This window comes from Streptomyces atratus, assembly GCF_900119365.1.
GTDB lineage: Bacteria > Actinomycetota > Actinomycetes > Streptomycetales > Streptomycetaceae > Streptomyces > Streptomyces atratus_B.
In genome coordinates this window covers 383,501-400,065 of sequence record NZ_FPJO01000004.1, presented here as the reverse complement: position 1 = coordinate 400,065, position 16,565 = coordinate 383,501, and the positions used below count along the sequence as shown (strand labels likewise).

General features: G+C 69.6%; 10 protein-coding genes. 1 reads left to right on the top strand and 9 read right to left on the bottom strand.

The genetic code is table 11. From position 1 onward, the window contains the following. Nucleotides 1-364: 364 nt before the first annotated feature. The 9 genes from BT364_RS10760 to BT364_RS10720 all read right to left on the bottom strand — a co-directional run bounded on the left by BT364_RS10760 (nucleotide 365) and on the right by BT364_RS10720 (nucleotide 14,272). Nucleotides 365-1,060, bottom strand: coding sequence for an HAD family hydrolase (locus BT364_RS10760; protein ID WP_072484941.1), 696 nt, complete (start codon nucleotides 1,058-1,060; stop codon nucleotides 365-367). Between the two features lie 60 nt (nucleotides 1,061-1,120). Further along, the gene (locus BT364_RS10755) at nucleotides 1,121-4,162 is read right to left on the bottom strand and encodes an alpha-mannosidase (RefSeq protein WP_072484883.1); all 3,042 of its coding nucleotides are present in this window, start codon (nucleotides 4,160-4,162) and stop codon (nucleotides 1,121-1,123) included. A gap of 79 nt (nucleotides 4,163-4,241) precedes the next feature. Then, nucleotides 4,242-5,921 carry a glycoside hydrolase family 13 protein gene (locus BT364_RS10750; protein WP_072484882.1) on the bottom strand — a complete coding sequence of 560 codons (1,680 nt, stop codon included), beginning with the start codon at nucleotides 5,919-5,921 and terminating at the stop codon, nucleotides 4,242-4,244. Nucleotides 5,922-6,000: 79 nt separating this feature from the next. After that, nucleotides 6,001-7,755 (bottom strand): glycoside hydrolase family 35 protein, encoded by a 1,755-nt coding sequence (locus tag BT364_RS10745; RefSeq protein ID WP_072484881.1) that lies wholly within the window; start codon nucleotides 7,753-7,755, stop codon nucleotides 6,001-6,003. Nucleotides 7,756-7,812: 57 nt separating this feature from the next. Continuing rightward, nucleotides 7,813-9,627: a glycoside hydrolase family 5 protein gene (locus tag BT364_RS10740; RefSeq protein WP_079179393.1), complete on the bottom strand. Its 1,815-nt coding sequence runs from the start codon at nucleotides 9,625-9,627 to the stop codon at nucleotides 7,813-7,815. 231 nt (nucleotides 9,628-9,858) lie between these two features. Then, a complete protein-coding gene (locus BT364_RS10735) occupies nucleotides 9,859-10,704 on the bottom strand; it encodes a carbohydrate ABC transporter permease (RefSeq protein ID WP_072484880.1) in 846 nt (281 codons plus the stop codon). Between the two features lie 5 nt (nucleotides 10,705-10,709). Beyond that, entirely contained in the window at nucleotides 10,710-11,702 is a 993-nt protein-coding gene (locus BT364_RS10730; RefSeq protein WP_256259683.1) for a carbohydrate ABC transporter permease, read from the bottom strand. Then, entirely contained in the window at nucleotides 11,699-12,973 is a 1,275-nt protein-coding gene (locus BT364_RS10725) for an ABC transporter substrate-binding protein (RefSeq protein ID WP_072484879.1), read from the bottom strand. The genes BT364_RS10730 and BT364_RS10725 overlap by 4 nt, the downstream gene beginning before the upstream one ends. Nucleotides 12,974-13,114: 141 nt before the next feature. Continuing rightward, the gene (locus BT364_RS10720; protein ID WP_218172415.1) at nucleotides 13,115-14,272 is read right to left on the bottom strand and encodes an ROK family transcriptional regulator; all 1,158 of its coding nucleotides are present in this window, start codon (nucleotides 14,270-14,272) and stop codon (nucleotides 13,115-13,117) included. A 154-nt stretch (nucleotides 14,273-14,426) separates the two neighbouring features. Here BT364_RS10720 and BT364_RS10715 point away from each other — a divergent pair, with 154 nt between their 5' ends. Then, the gene (locus tag BT364_RS10715) at nucleotides 14,427-16,544 is read left to right on the top strand and encodes an alpha-galactosidase (RefSeq protein WP_079179391.1); all 2,118 of its coding nucleotides are present in this window, start codon (nucleotides 14,427-14,429) and stop codon (nucleotides 16,542-16,544) included. Nucleotides 16,545-16,565 lie beyond the last annotated feature (21 nt).

Genomic DNA, 16,565 nt, shown 5'->3' with positions numbered 1-16,565 from the left:
ACGCGGACCGGCTTGCCAGCCCACCAGGACTGGGCAGTCGGCGCGACGGCCGCCCCGTCGCAGGACGGTGATACCAGGCAGGACAACCAGGTGCTCGGCCTTGCCGGGCCGGGCGCGGTCGGCTGCGACGAGGGCGCACGCAGGGGCGCGAGCGGCCCGGTCCGCAGCGAACCGCCCGGTCCCGGTCTGCGGGCTCGCGCCACGCCCCCGGGCCGGTCAGTCCCATGGCGCCAAGGCCGAGCCGCCGCACCGGCAGATCCTCGCCGAATCAGAATATATCTGACAATTCGCCGTCCTGATTGGCGAGTTGAAGCAGTCTGGCCGAGTACACCACCCGAAGGTCCGCCACTGCCAGGAAGCGGCATCAGGCGGCCGGCGTCGTCGGCACGGTCAGCGTGGACAGCAGCGCCAGGTCGGCCTGCTCGAGGCTGTCCAGCAAGGTGATCCGGTCGGCCTTGGCGATCGGCACAGTGGAGGGAACGGCCAGCACCGAGCAGCCGGCCGCGCGCGCGGAGGCGACCCCGGTCGGAGTGTCCTCGACGGCCACGCAGGCCGCAGGGTCCAACCCGAGTCGATCGGCGGCGGCCAGGTAGGGGGCAGGGTCGGGCTTGGTGCGCTCGGTGTCCTCGGCAGCGAGAGTGACGGTGAACCAGTGATCGCCGAGGCTGCCGAGGACCAGGTCCACTACGCGGCGAGGGGAGGCCGAAACCAGCGCGGTGGGCACGGCGGCGTCGCTCAGTTCGGCGAGCAGCGCCAGTGCGCCGGGCCGGGGGACGACCTCGGCGGCGACCTTGCTGCTGAACGTGTCGCTGAGAATCTCGGCCAAGGCGTTCGCAGTGAAGCTGGTCCGGGTCATGCGGCACAGGTGGGCGGCGGTGTGCTCGACAGCGCGGCCGAGCACCTCGGGCAGGTCCTCCTCGGTGAGGGTGTGGCCGAGACCGGCGGCGAGATCGGCCGTGGTCTGGAGCCAGAGACGCTCGGTGTCGACCAGCGTGCCGTCCATGTCGAACAGGACAGCGGCGGGGGGTGCGGGCACGGCGGTCCTACCTTCTTTGGTCATGGCTTGGTTGATCACTCGTAAGGTCGGTGGCTCCGGGGTTCCATTCCCGGAGAGCCTCGGTCAGTCACTCTTCCGGGGCCTCAGCCGGAGAGTGAGGATCTGGAACGGGCGCAGTGCCAGGTGCACTCTTCGGCCGTCCGCTTGTACAGCGTCCGTGCTCCCGCGGGGGTCGAGTTCGCGCTCCAGCAGATCGGTCTCGACCGCGGAGGCCAGAGGGAATCCGGCGGTCAGGACGGTTCGGGTGCGTCCCCCGTATGCCTCGTAGAGGCGTACGACGATGTCGCCGGAGCGATCGTCGGCGAGTTTGACCACTTCGATGACAACACTCTCGTTGTCCGCGCTGACGAGCGGCTCGACCTCGGCCGAGCCGAGGAGGCTGCGCTCGGGCTGATTGAACGCGTAGCCCTCGCGGACGGCGTCGGCGATGTCGGCGCCGATGACGAACCCGTATCGCAGGCGGTGGTGGCCCTGGTCGGCATCCGGGTCAGGGAAGCGAGGAGCGCGGAGCAGGGAGAGCCGGACGGTGGTGGTGGTGCCGCCGTCCGCGCGGACGTCCCGGGTGACCTCGTGCCCGTAGGTCGAGTCGTTGACCACAGCCGCGCCCCACCCCCGTTCGCCGAGGTGCAGGAAGCGGTGGGCGCAGATCTCGAACTTGGCGGCGTCCCAGCTGGTGTTGGTGTGGGTGGGGCGCCGGACGTGTCCGAAGGGGATCTCCGCGCTGGAGTGGTCGGCCCGCACGTCGAGCGGGAAGGATGCCTTGAGGATCTTCTCCTTCTCGTGCCAGTCGATCTCGGTGTCGATGTCCAGCCGTCGGGAGCCTTCGGACAGGGAAATCAGCTGTTCGATGCGGGAGTCACCGAAGGTCCGCACGATCCGGACACCGCCTTCCTGTGCCCTGACCGAGTCGGCGTCGAGGAGGTTGTGAACGGTGTTGCGGTAGAAAGCGTCGATGTCCCAGGCGTCGTACTCGTTGGGGAAGTCCTGGTGAAGCTGGAGGAGGTTGGCGGCGGCGCCGGGGGCCAGCGCTTCGCGTTCGTCAGCGATGTCGTACGCCGAGGTCACCAGGCCCTGGGCGTCGACCCGGACGCGGACCAGGCCGTTGTCCAGCGCGAAACCGTCCCCGCAGGGGACCGGGGCGACGGGTCGGCCCGGCGGCCGGGTGCGGAGCGTGGCGCCGAGGGCGGGGACACCGTCGCGGGCGAACGGGGCGGCGTTGAAGACCACGGGCAGATCGCCTTCGCCGGCCAGGGCGCGCTGGGCGGCGTCCGTGATCGCGCACAGCTCGGCGGCGACGGCGGCGTAGGTCTGCTCCGCCTCCCGGTGAACCCAGGCGATGGAGGAGCCGGGCAGGATGTCGTGGAACTGGTGCAGCAGGACCGTCTTCCACAGCCGGTCCAGGGCCTGGTAAGGGTACGCGAATCCGGTGCGCAAGGTGGCGGTCGCCGACCACAGCTCGGCCTCTCGCAGCAGGTGCTCGCCGCGCCGGTTGCCCTGCTTGGTCCTCAGCTGGCTGGTCAGTGTGCCGCGGTGGAACTCCAGGTACAGCTCCCCCTGCCACACCGGCGCGTCGGGGTATTCGGCGTGTGCCCGCTCGAAGAAGTCCGCGGGGCTCTCGATGACGACCCTGGCCGAGCCCTCCAGGTCGACGAGACGCTCGGCCCGGGCCAGCATCTCCCGGGTGGGGCCACCGCCGCCGTCTCCGTAGCCGAACGGGAGCAGCGAGCTGTTGGCTGCCTCCTTGTCCTGGAAGTTGCCGACGGCATGAGCGAGTTCGGCGCCGGTGATCTCGGCGTTGTAGGTGTCGACCGGCGGGAAGTGGCTGAAGATCCTGGTGCCGTCGATGCCCTCCCACCAGAAGGTGTGGTGCGGGAACTTGTTGGTGGTGTTCCAGGAGATCTTCTGGGTGAGGAACCACCGGATTCCCGCCAGTTTCATCAGCTGCGGCATGGCCGCGTTGTACCCGAAGGTGTCGGGCAGCCACATCTCCTCGGTCTCGACGCCGAACTCGTCGAGGTAGAAGCGCTTCCCATGGATCAGCTGCCGGACGAGGGCCTCACCGCCGGTGATGTTGGTGTCGGGTTCCACCCACAGGCTGCCGACAGGCAGGAACTGCCCCTTCTCCGCCTTCTCCTGGACCCGGGCGTAGACCTCGGGGCGGTGCTCCTTGAGCCAGGCCAGCTGCTGGGCCTGGGACATGGCGAAGAGGAAGCCCGGGTGTTCGTCCATGAGATGGGTGACGTTGGAGAGCGTCCTGGCGACCTTGCGGATGGTCTCGCGCAGCGGCCACAGCCAGGCGGTGTCGATGTGGGCGTGTCCGACTGCGGACATGCGGTGGGCGCTGGCGGCCGCGGGGGCGGCGAATGCCGGGCGCAGCACCTCGCGGGCGGCGGTGGCGCTGCCGGCGATGTCCTGCAGGTCGACTTCGTCCAGGGCCCGCTCGATGGTGTGCAGGAGCTGCCAGCGGCGCGGGTCGGCCTCGGGCAGTTCGCGCATGAGCTCCCCGAGGACGTCCAGGTCCTGGGCGAGTTCCCACACCTGTGCGTCGAAGACCGCCAGGTCCAGTCGGAGCAGCTGGTACAGGGGCGCGCTCTCGGAGCCGGCTCCCGTCATCCAGGAGGGCTGGTCCCCGGTCCGCGACGGGATGTGGTCATCGACCAGGTTGGGGTTGGCGGCGGCCTCGACGTAGTAGGTGAAATCCTCGCCGCCGACCGCCGGGTCGGCGACCGGAATGTAGGCGTTGCGGGGGTTGAGGGCTTTCACCACGCTGCCGTCCGCCCGGTAGACCAGGCCCTCGGCGGAGAAGCCCGCGCCGGTGACGTTGAAGCCGAGGTCGATGACCGCCTCGACCCTCAGGCCGGCCCACTCCTGCGGAACCCTGCCGCTGATCCTGAACCAGCTCGTGGACCAGGGCGGCCCCCACCGGTGCCCGAGCGTCACGGGTTCGTACGGTGCGGCCAGGCCGTCGGCCACGGGGACCGGCTCGCCCGGCACGCTCCAGATCGCGATCTCGACCGGGACGGTGCGGGCGTGGACCGCGGGCCGGATGCGCTGGTTCAGCACCCGGTCGAGCCGCTGCTCGGTGAGGCGTCGCTTGCTGTGCATGAAATCCTCTGTCGTCGGTGGAGGAGGTGATCGTCTTGCGGTCGGCTCGCCGACAGGAGCGGTGTGGGAACAGGGGGCGTCAGACCGTCCACCACACCGTGGCGTTCGCGTCCAGCTCGAAGCTCGCGCCGTGGGAGCCGTTGGTGGGGCCGACCGGGGAGCTGGCGAGCAGCAGACGCCCGGGTGCGGGGATGCGTACCGCCTCATCGGTGGTGTTCATCGTGCAGACGAAGCCCTGGCGGCGGAAGACGAGTACGCCCGCAGGCGCGTCGGTCCATTCGACGGCGTCTCCGGCGCCGAGCCCCGGGTGCGCCCGCCGTACCGCGAGCGCGCTGCGGTACAGCTCAAGCGTCGAGTCCGGGTCGCCGGTCTGGGCTTCGACGCTGAGGGCTCCCCAGCCCTCGGGCTGCGGGAGCCAGCTGCCGCCCGTACCGAAACCGCACGAGGTGCCCTCGACCGTCCACGGGATCGGTACCCGGCAGCCGTCGCGGAAACCGTCCTCCCCCCGGGTCCGGGCGAAGGTCGGGTCCTGGCGGACCTCGTCGGGCAGGTCGGTGACCTCGGGGAGTCCCAGTTCCTCGCCCTGGTAGAGGTATGCGGCCCCCGGCAGCGCGAGCATCAACAACGTGGCGGCACGAGCCCGGCGCAGACCGAGTGCTCGGCCCCCCGCCTCAGCGAGCCGACTGCCGGTCTGTGGTCCGGCGAAGCGGGTGGAGTGCCGGGTGGTGTCGTGGTTGGACAGCACCCAGGTCGTGGGAGCGCCCACGCGCCGCATGGCGTCCAGCGCGGCGTCGATGACCCGGCGGAACTCGTCGGCGCTCCAAGGGGCGCACATGTACGAGAAGTTGAACGTCTGGTGCAGCTCGTCGGGGCGTACGTAGCGGGCGGTGCGCTCTTCCGTCGGCGTCCAGGCCTCGGCGACCGCGATCCGCTGCCCGGGATATTCGTCGAGGATCCGGCGCCAGGAGCGGTAGATCTCGTGGACCCCGTCCTGGTCGAAGGACGGCATTTCCTCGGTACCCAGCATGTTCCGCTGGTCGGTGCGCCCGATGTCGGGCAGGCCTTCGGCCTTGATCAGGCCTTGGGCGACATCGACGCGGAAGCCGTCGACGCCCATGTCGAGCCAGAAACGCAGGATCGAGCGGAACTCGTCGGCGACGGCCGGGTGTTCCCAGTTGAAGTCGGGCTGCTCGGGCGCGAAGAGGTGGAGGTACCAGTCGCCCGGGGTGCCGTCCGGGTTCTTCGTGCGGGTCCAGGCGGGGCCTCCGAAGACGGACGTCCAGTCGTTGGGAGGCAGCTCACCGTTCTCGCCCTTGCCGGGGTGGAAGTGGTACCGCTCCCGGAGCGCCGATCCCGGGCCCTCCTCCAGCGCGCGGAGGAACCACGCGTGCTGGTCGGAGGAGTGGTTGGGCACGAGATCCACGATGATGCGCAGCCCGAGCCCGTGGGCGTCCCGGATCAGCGCTTCGGCGTCGAGCAGCGTGCCGAGCGTGGGTTCGACCGCACGATGGTCGGCGATGTCGTATCCGGCGTCGGCCTGTGGGGAGGCGTAGAAGGGGTTCAGCCACAGGGCGTCGACGCCGAGTTCCTTCAGATACGACAGCCGGCTGCGCACGCCCGGGAGGTCGCCCATGCCGTCGCCGTTCCCGTCGGCGAAACTGCGCGGGTACACCTGGTAGATGACGGCTTCTCTCCACCAGTTCGCCGGGGATCCGGCCGGGGCTGCGATGTCATGGGCGCTGGCAGGGGGCTGGGGCATTCTCGGTCCTTCTGGAGGTTCATGTCGGCGTGGCCGGTCGGTCCGACTGGCTGAGGCCCGTTGTCCGGTGCCACGGACGTCAGTCCTCGACGGGGCCCAGATCAGGAGTGCCCCGCAGTTCCACCGTGCGGGTGGTGGCGCCGTGCAGTTCGAGGACCGTGATCTCGTTCCGGCCGGCGTTCAGGATCGGTGCGGGGACGTAGAGAGTGGTCTGCGGTCCTCGGGACCAGTACCGGCCGAGTGCGAAGCCGTTGATCCAGACGTGGCCCTTGGTCCAGCCGTCCAGGGCGATCCAGCCGTCGGCCGGCTGCTCGATGTCCAGGTGCCCACGGTGGAACGTGGGGCCGACCGGGGGCGAGGCGGGCTCGAACGCGGTGAAGGACAGCCGGTCCAGATCGCCGAGAGGCAGCGGCCGGCTGTACCAGCTCTCCGGCGCCAGTGCGTTGACGGAGACCTCGCCGAGCAGTCCCTTGCGGTCGTGCATGCCCTGCCCGTAGTTGACCCTGCCCTGGTTCTCCACCAGCACGGCCAGTTGTGCACCGTGCCGGGGGGTGTGGAAGGCGAGGGCGTGCTCATGGTTCTCGCGTTCCAGGACGCCGACCGGCTGGCCGTCGACGAAGACCTGGGCGCGGTCGCGGACCTCGGCGATGCGCAGGACGGTCGGCCCGGCCGCCGGGAGCGCCGTCTCGTACAGGACGAATCCGAAGGACTGGCCGAGCTGTTCCATGACCTGCGGGCGGTCGGCGTGCACCGCGCTGCCGAGCCGCTCGCGCTGGTCCAGGAGGCCGGCGCATGCGGTGAGTTCCACGGCTGCCGGGGCGAGTTTGGGTGCGGGGGCGGGAACCGGCTCCTCGGGTACGGGCGCGTGCCGGGCGATGACCTCGCGGAAGGCGGCGTATTTGGGGGCGGGATCGCCGGCCTCGTCCAGAGGCGCGTCGTAGTCGTACGACGTGACGGTGGGACGGTACGTGCCCTTGTCGTTGGCGCCGTTGGTGAATCCGAAGTTGGTACCGCCGTGGAACATGTAGATGTTGACCGAGGCGCCGGCCGCGAGCAGCCGGTCGAGGTCCGCCGCGGCGTCGGCCGTGCTGCGGGTGACATGGGTGCCGCCCCAGCGGTCGAACCAGCCGATCCAGAACTCGCTGCACATCAGCGGCCCGGACGGCTGATGCGTGCGTAGTTCGGCGAGCCCGGCATCCACCCGGCTGCCGAGATTGACGGTGCGCAGGACGCCGTCGAGGCCGCCGCGCTCCAGGTCGGAGGGCTGGTCGCAGGTGAACAGTGGTACGTCGACTCCGTGCCGGTGCAGCAGCTCCGCCAGATCCTCCAGGTAGCCGGAGTCGTCGCCGTACGCGCCGTACTCGTTCTCCAGTTGCACGGCGAGGACCGGGCCGCCACGCGTGGAGAGGTAAGGAAGGACGGGCGGCAGCAGGGCAGCGAGGTAGTCGTCCACCGCTTTCAGGTAGCGCGGGTCGCGGCTGCGCAGTTCGATGTCCTCGTCGGCGAGCAGCCAGGAGGGGAGGCCGCCGCCCTCCCACTCGGCGCAGATGTACGGACCGGGGCGGAGCAGTACGTGCAGGTCTTCGGCGGCGGCCAGATCGAGGAACCGGGGAAGATCGAGACCTGCGTCCAGCCGGAACTCGCCCGGATGGGGCGAGTGGAGATTCCATGGGACGTAGGTCTCGATCGTGTTCAGTCCCATCAGACGCGCCTTGCGAAGCCGGTCGGCCCACTGTTCCGGATGGATCCGGAAGTAGTGCAGCCCGCCGGAGATGATCCGCAGCGGTCGGTCGTCGAGACGGAAGCCGTCTGCGGCAACCTCGAGTCGGGGCATGGCCGTGGTCTCCTCGATGATGGAACTGATGGAACTGGTGGAACCGGTGGAGGTGGGTCAGCTCAGGGGGCGGCAGAGCAGTGCGTCGGGGACGCCGCCGTGGTTCCACTTCCAGGTGAAGGCGACACCGGCGATGTACTCGTTGTCGGCGCACTGACCCTTGTAGTAGCCGGGAGCCCAGTCGCTTTCGACCGAGCCGCCGGTGGCCGGGCGGTTGTTGCCCTGGTCGAACCAGACGTTGCGGCCGTTGAGCGGCAGCGGTGCGGCGGACGGCGCGCAGAGCAGGCCGGCCATGGAGTTGCCGCTGACGCTGTAGCCGACGGCGAAGGTGTTGTCGGGGCACTGGAGCTTGTTGTAGCCCGAGGCCCAGTCGCCGTGGGTGACGTACCGCTCGTCATGGACGGCCGCCCAGTCACCGGCCCCCTTGGCGGGCTGGTTCGCGTCGGTGCACAGGCCGCGCTTGTCGCTACGGCCGAGACCGGTCAGGCGCTGGCTGTCGGGGCAGTTGCCCTTGCGGTAGCCGGGGCTCCAGTCGCCCTGAGCGAGCATGCGGGAGGAGACATTGTGGTCGCGGAAGTCGAGGTTGAGCATGTTCCAGTGGTTGACCTGTGCGACCGGACCGGTCGTTCCCGAGGCGTTGACCAGTTTGTTCCAGTCGGCGGACCGCCAGTCACCGGAGTCGCTGAGGCTCTGCCGTTTGCCGGCGGTGTCGTAGGAGATCAGGGCCCAGGTGTCCTGCGGCGCGCCGTTGGCACCGGTCCATCCGACCAGCGGCCAGATGGCGAAGTCGGTGTCGTTCTCGACCAGGATGTCGGTGAAGTTGCCGAACCAGGTCTTCTCCTTGGTGTCCTGCGACCCTCGGCCGCCGGCACCGAACTCACTGATCCAGACGGGGGCGGTGAAGTGCTGGCCGGACTGGGTGACGAACAGGGCCTCGTCGTGCACCAGTTGCTTCAGCTTTTCGAGCGGGAAGTCCTCGTACGGCCAGTCGTTGGTGTGCCCCGGTCCGCTGTCGGCACCCGTGTAGTTCGGGCCGGTGTAGCCGTAGAAGTGCGCGGCGTAGACCAGCTTGCCCGAAGTGATCAGGGTGTTGGAGAGTTCACGGACCGGCGTCAGCATCGGCCTGCCGTAGTCGAGCCCGTCCAGCGGGATGCCGTACCAGTTGATGCCCTCCATGATGACCAGCATGTCGGGGTCGGCCTGCAGGATGCGGGTGCCCGCCAGCTCGAAGGCCGCGTACGTGTCGTGGTCGTCACCCCAGCCCCAGTTGGGGTCGTCCCAGGTGTCGCGGCGGATCTCGTTGCGCAGGTCGGCGCCGACGACACGCTTGTTCGCCTTGTAGCGGTTCACCAGGAAGAGCCAGTCGTCCTGCCACTGCTGGGCGGACTGGCCGCTGTTCCAGCGTTCGTTTCCGTCCAGGCCGCAGCAGAAGCGGTAGGAGGTGGTGTGGTTGTTGAGGATGACCGCGAACCCCTCGGCGGTCAGGGCCGCCACCACCGCGTCGAACACCTGCAGCGGGGTCTTGCCCTTCAGCTGCGGGTTGGCCGCGACCGCGGAGTCCGGTACCACCGTGGTGTCGCGCATCATCGCGTTGGCGAACGGCAGCCGGATGCTGTTCAGTCCGAGCTCGTGGAAGTCGGCCATGATCTGTGTCATCGGCGCGCGGTCCAGGCCCAACGGGAGGTTGTGCGACATCTGGTCCGCTTGGTGGTTCGCGGGGTCGTTGACGTCGCCGCTGCCTTCCCAGGTGCCCTGGGCACCGGCCCAGTTGCCGGCCTTCAGCTTGAAGCGGTTGCCGTTGGCATCGACGATGTACCGCCCGCGGGTACTCAGCGGCGCCGTCCAGGAGGCTGCCAACTGCGGTCCGGTCATGGGAGTAGTGGTGGTGGCGGCGCTGGGGGGCGCTGCGACGGAGCCGGTGGTTCCCGCGAGGACGAGGGTGACCGCGGCTGCCGTGGCAGGCAGAACTCGGGAGAAGAATCTCCTGACGGCGGGAGCCGACCTGTCGGATCTCATGATTGTCCCCTCCAAGGGTGGGGTGGGTGTGGGGGTTGGACCTTCAGGTGGTGCGGCCCGGACCGGTGGTCCGGAGTCAGGTGCGGCTCAGCCCTTGAGGCCGCTGGTGGCGATGCCTTCGACGATGTAGCGCTGGGCGACCAGGAACATGGCCACCAGTGGGGCGATGGTCACGACGGCTCCGGCGAACAGGCCGGGCAGGTTGATGGTCTGTGAGGTGAGGAACGTCGACAGGGCGATCTGGGCCGTCCACGCGGACGGGTCCTGGCCGATGACCAGCGGCCACAGGAAGGCGTTCCAGCTGTCGATGAAGGCGAGCGCGCCGAGCGAGGCGAGCATCGCTCCGGACGACGGCAACGCGATCCGGCGGTAGAGGCCGAGCCAGCCGAGCCCGTCCAGGCGTCCGGCCTCCTCGATCTCGCTGGGGAACTGGAGGTAGAAGTTACGGAAGAGCAGAACGGCGAAGGGGTTGAACAGCCCGGGTGCGATGATTCCCCACAGCGTGTTGACCCCGCCCATGGAGCCCACGACGACGAAGGTGGGGACGAACGTCACCGAGCCGGGGATCATCAGCGTGGCCACCACCAGGGCGAGCAGGACGCCGCGTCCGGGTACCGGGATGCGCGCGAGGGCGTATCCGGCGGCCGAGGCGAGGAGCGTCGACACCGGGGCGGTGATCGCGGCGATCAGCAACGAGTTGCCGAGGGCCTGGCCCATGTGCAGGGCGGGGTCGCTGAAGAGCGAGCTGAAGTTCTCCCAGTGCATCGTCGACGGCCACCAGGTCCAGTCCGGTGACGTCAGGCCCTGCGTGTCCATCAGCGCGTTGCGCAGCATCAGGTAGAAGGGCGCCAGGAATACCGCCGTCAGCAGGCCGGCCAGCAGGCCGCGCGCGGACCGGCGTACTACCTGCGGCAGTTGTCGTGTTGTTGTCATGTTGCTCACTCCTCCCCCTTGCCGAAGCCGGTGAGCCGGCCCTGGATCAGGGTCACACCGACGATGAGGGCGGTGAGTACGAAGGCTCCGGCCGATCCGAGGCCGTAGTTCTGGGAGCCCATCGCGGTGTCGTAGAGGTAGCCCAGGGGGGTTCGGACCGGGGCCGCGGCCGACCCGGACAGCCCGCTGTTGAACAGGTTGTAGAACTCGTCGAACGCCTGGAAGGCGGCGATGAATTGCAGCATCAGGACAGCCACCGAGGTGTTGCGCAGCATCGGCAGGGTGATCCTGCGCAGCAGGCGCAGACCGGTGGCACCGTCGAGGGCGGCGGCCTCGTACATCTCCTTGGGGATGGCCTGGAGCCCGGCCAGGAAGAGCACCATGTAGAAGCCGACCTGGAGCCAGAGGCGGAGGGTGACGAGGACGACCCAGTACAGCGGCGGCGAGGTGGTCTGCAGCCACGGGACGGCATCCATGCCGAACCATCCGCCGACCGTGTTGGCGATGCCGCTCGGCAGCCCGTTGAACAGCGACATCTTCCACAGCAGAGAGGCTGCGACGTAGGAGACGGCGGCCGGGATCAGGAAGGCGGTGCGCAGCACGGCCCGGCCGCGCCGGATCCGGTGCACCAGCAGCGCCAGCCCCAGTGACGCGGCGAACGTCACCGGCACGATGAACATCGTGAACAACAGGATCTGGCCGAGCGACTTGCGGAACACCGCATCGGAGAGCAGCGCCTGGTAGTTGTCCAGGCCGACCCAGTGACCCAGGGCGATGCTGCCGCGGGCCTCGCTGAGGCTGAGCAGGAAACTCCAGCCGATGGCGACGTACTTGAAGAGGCCCAGGCCGATCAGCAGGGGCCCGGCGAGCAGTGCGAACGCTCCCCAGGCACGCCAGTCCGGGCGGGAACGGCGGACGGGGGCGGTGCCCCGCGGCTCGGCCGCGGGGCACCCGGCACGCTCGTGGTGAAGCGTGGGTGGAGGTGCGGACTTCATCATGCGCGCTGCTTGTCGATCTCGCCCTGGGCCTTCTTGGCCGCGTCGGCCAGGAGCCGCTCCGCATCGCCCTTCCCGCTGACGATCTTCGCCGCGGCCGCGGTGAAGAGGGAGCTCACAGCAGTGTTCCAGGTGCTGGGGTTGTTCCTGCCGTACTTGGCGGCCAGCTCGACGGTCTCCTTGGCGGGCCCCTGGGTGAGCTTGTCGGCAGTGGCGGCGACGGAGGTGCGCGGCGGGATGTGGAGGCCGTAGCTCTGCGACCAGTCCTTCTGGAGGTCGGTCTGCTGGATCCAGAGCCACTGGACGAACTTCTTGGCCGCCTCCACGTTCTTGCCCTTGGCGTTGACGCAGGTGCTCCAGCCGCCGACGCGCACCACGGGCTTGCCGCCGGGCTTGAAGGCGGGCCACGGCAGGACGCCGAAGTCGTCGCCGAGCGCGGTCTTGATGGCGGGCATCGACCAGAGGCCGCCCCACTGCATCGGGACGACGTTCTGGGTGAGGGCGGCGGGATCCCACCAGTCGGTGGTGAAGCCGAGCAGCAGGGACCGGTCGTCGTGAAGGCGCTTGAGCCCGGCCACGGCCTCGGCGGCCTGGGGGGAGCCGAAGCCCGCCTTGCCGTCGTCGGTGACGAGGTCGCCGCCGTTGGAGAACACGGACAGGATGGCGCTGTCGCCCAGGCTGTCCTGGCCGACGAACAGACCCTTGGTCTTCTTGGAGCTCAGGGCCTTGGCCGCGTCGGCGAGCGCGTCGAAGCTGTCGGGCGGGGTGATGCCGGCCTTGGACAGCACGCTCTTGCGGAAGTAGAGCATCATGACGTCGTCGAGGGTCTTGACGCCGTAGAGCTTGCCGTCGACGGTCACCATGTCGCGGGCGCCCGGGTTGAAGTCGGACTTGGCGCTGCCGTAGATGTCGTCCAGCGGGGCTACCTGGCCCCGCCGGGCGAGGCTCTCGCTGAAGTCGCCTATCTCGAAGACGTCCGGGGCGGCGTCGGTGAGCAGGGTCGCGTAGAGCTTGCCGGAGTAGTCGCCAGGGGTCCAGGTGACCTTGACCGCGATGTCCGGGTTGGCTTTGGTGAACGCGGTGGCGTAGCGGGTGAGGGCCTGCTGGGTGCCGGCCTCGCCGTAGGCGTGGGACCAGACGTTCAGGGTGGTCTTCGCCCCGGAGGAGCCGCCGCCGGTCGGGTCGGTACTGCAGCCCACCGCCGCTCCCGCGACGAACAGGATGGATCCGCCGAGGAATCCTCTGCGGCTAAGCTTGGAGCTCCGTGCGCTCACTTCGCGTCCTTCAGGTTGAGAGGGTTGGGTGTACGTGTTGTTGTCCGGCGCAGCCGGTGTCCGGCATTCACAGTTGGCAGACGGTGATGGACATCGGTTGTGCCGGAAGCTTGGGCCGGCGAACGGGATGGTGGCGCTCGTTCAGGGGAAGAGGGCCTGGATGCCGACGACGGCGGCGCCGCGGGCCCACTCCTCCCAGGGGAGCGGACGCAGGGTCAGCGGGCATTTCGCCGCTGCTTTGAAGCAGTGCGCTTCGTAGGCGTCCCTGATGTGCATTCCGAAAAGGTCGTAGGTGTCGAGCCCCTCGCCTGTGACGACGACGCGCTCGGGACCTACGAGGTTCACAAGGGTGGCGATGCCGACACCGATGGCGTGGCCCGCCCTCGCGAAGACGCCCTGCGCTGCAGGGTTTCCACCACGGGCGAGCTGAACGGCGCCGTCGAAGTCCAGGTCCGGGTCGTCGGTGGCGCGGCGGATGGCGGCGAGGACGGCATCGCTGGAGGCGATGGCCTCGACGCAGCCGACCTGGCCGCAGTGGCACCGTGGCCCGGCCGGGTCGATGCTGATGTGCCCCATCTCTCCGGCGACGCCGTACGCGCCGGCGACCAGCTCACCGTTGATGACGATCCCGGAACCGATCCCCGCTCCGATGGTGACCAGTGCGAAGTACTCGGTGCCGATGCCCTCGCCGAACCAGTGCTCGGCGGCGGTGATGGCCTTGACGTCGTTCTCCAGGGTGACGCTCAGGCCGGTCGCCGCGGCGAGGCTATCGGCCAGCGGCACGTCGTGCCAGTTGGGGAGCGCGGAGTAGCGGACACGCCCGCAGGGGCGGTCCACGTCGCCGGAGACCGCGATGCCCAGGTGCCGGGTGCGGGCCCGGTACTCGGGCTTCGCGTCGAGAAGTTCGGCGACGAGGTCGGCCAGTAGCCCACACACGGCGGCCGGGTCGCGGTCGCCCAACGGTCGGCTGGCGGTGGTGCGCATGTGGGCCCGCAGGTCGCAGACCGCGCCGTAGAGGGTGTCGGCACTGATCTTCACACCGACGACGAACTCCCGGTCGGGAGTGACGGCCAGCGGGTTCACGGGGCGTCCGGCCCCTGGGGCGGTGCGCTCCGGGGGGAGTTCGTGCAGGTAGCCGTCGTCGATGAGTGGTCGCGCGGCCTTGGTCACAGCGGTCGAGGACAGGCCCGTCCGGCGGGCCAGCTCCACCCGGCTGAGCGGGCTTTCGGCCAACAGCAGGGTGAGGATGGCGGTTTCGGCCGGTGCCGTCACCAGTGGTCGCGAGTGGTTTGGAAACACGGCGGCAACCTACGATAAATAAATAACTTCGTCCAGTATTGATTTTCTCGTTCGAGCGGCCCTACGCTCTGGCCCAACTCCGGCCACTTCAAACGTCATTCGCCGTTTCCGTTTGCCGGTCCTCACCGACGCTCGACACCCCTCGGGATCTCCTGTGCCTCCCACGCCCTCATCCGTTTCCTTCGACCCCACCCGCGGGCTGGTGGTCCTGCGGACCCCGAACAGCGTCTACGCCGTGCGCATCGGCGCCGACGGCAGCCCCCGGCATCTGCACTGGGGGGAAATGCTCGACACCGACGCCCTCTGTGCACTGCCCGCGGCCACCTCACCTGCCGCGAGCAGCTTCGAGTCAGACCCCGCCCCGGACGAATTGGCCCCGCAGACCGGTGCGCGGTTCGGGCCGGCCGGCCTCCAGGTGCGGTTCGCCGATGGCACCCGCGGCGCCCAGTGGTCCTTCACCGGCCACACGGTCCGGGACGGAGAACTCCGCCTGCAACTGGCCGACCTCCACTACCCTTTGGCCGCCGAACTGGGCTACCGCGTCCGCCCCGGCAGTGACGTCATCGAGCGCTGGGTGGAACTCTCCCACACCGGAGCCGACGACTCGGGCCCGATCACCGTCGACCGGCTGGACTCGGCCTCCTGGACGCTGCCGACACTGCCCGACTACCGGCTCAGCCATCTCGTGGGCGGTTGGAACAGCGAGTTCCAGCTGCAGCGCGACCGGCTCCCGGTCGCCGAGACCGTGCTCACCAGCCGCCGCGGCCTCACCAGCCACCACGCCAGCCCCTGGCTCGCCCTCGACGACGGCACCGCCGACGAGGAACACGGCGAGGTCTGGAGCACCGCCCTGGCCTGGAGCGGAAGCTGGCGCATCACCGTGCACCGCGCCCCGGTCGGCCGGGCCACCTGGACCGGCGGCTTCGGTCACGAAGGACTCAGCTGGACCATCCAGCCCGGCCAGAGCCTGCACACACCCGTCTTCGCCGGCCTCTACACCCGCGGCGGCTTCGGCGCCGCCAGCCGCGCCTGGCACACCCACATCCGCACCAGCGTCCTGCCCGGCCCCGACCAGGACCGGCCCGTCGTCTACAACTCGTGGGAAGCCACCGGCTTCGACGTCGGCCAGCCCGGCCAGCTGCACCTGGCCCAGCTGGCCGCACGTCTGGGCGCCGAACTCTTCGTGCTGGACGACGGATGGTTCGGCGGCCGTACCAGCGACCGGGCGGGCCTCGGCGACTGGACACCCCGGCCCGAGGCATTCCCCGACGGGCTGCGCCCGTTGGCCGACGAAGTGCACCGCCTGGGCATGGCGTTCGGGCTGTGGGTGGAGCCGGAAATGGTCAACCGCGACAGCGACCTCTACCGTGCCCATCCCGACTGGGTCGTCCATGCGGCGACTCGGGACGCGACCGAACTGCGCAACCAGCTCATGCTGAACTTCGCCCGCCCCGAAGTCGAGGCCTGGGCCCATCGGACTCTGGACCAGTTGGTGCGCGACCACGACGTCGACTGGTTCAAGTGGGATGCCAACCGGGTCGTCACCGAGGCCGGATGGGCCGGCCATCCGGACCCCGACCGGCTGTGGATCGACCACACCCGCGCCGTCTACCGGATCATGGACCGCCTCCGTGCCGACCACCCCGGCCTTCGCATCGAGGCCTGCGCGGGCGGCGGTGGACGGGCCGACCTCGGCATCCTCGCCCGCACCGACCAGGCCTGGACCTCCGACAACACCGATCCCGTCGACCGGATCAGCATCCAGCACGGCTTCAGCCAGCTCTTCCCCGCTCAGGCCATGGCTGCCTGGGTGACCGACAACCCCAATGTCACCACCGGCCGCACCACCCCTCTCCGATTCCGCTTCCATGTCGCCATGGCCGGAGCGCTCGGCCTCGGCGGGGATCTCACCGCCTGGTCCGAGGAGGAGCTCGACGAGGCCACCGCGCTCGTCATCCGCTACAAGCAGATCCGCCCCCTGGTCCAGCACGGCCGCCAGTACCGCCTCCACGGCCCCGACGGAGTGACGGCCGTGCATTACGCGTCCCAGGACGACACCGAACACGCCGTCCTCGCCTGGCGCCCCGCAACCCGCTTCGGCCACCCGGCCCCCGGGCTCGCCCTGCCGGCCCTGGACCCCGCGGCCCGCTACCTCGACATCGACGAGGGCATCACCCACAGCGGCGCCGTCCTGACCCGCCGGGGCATCGACCTGCGGCTGCCCGCCGGCGACTATGCCAGCCGCCTGATCCGGCTGCGCCGCACCGTCTGACCCCCGCTCCCTTCTCTGCCC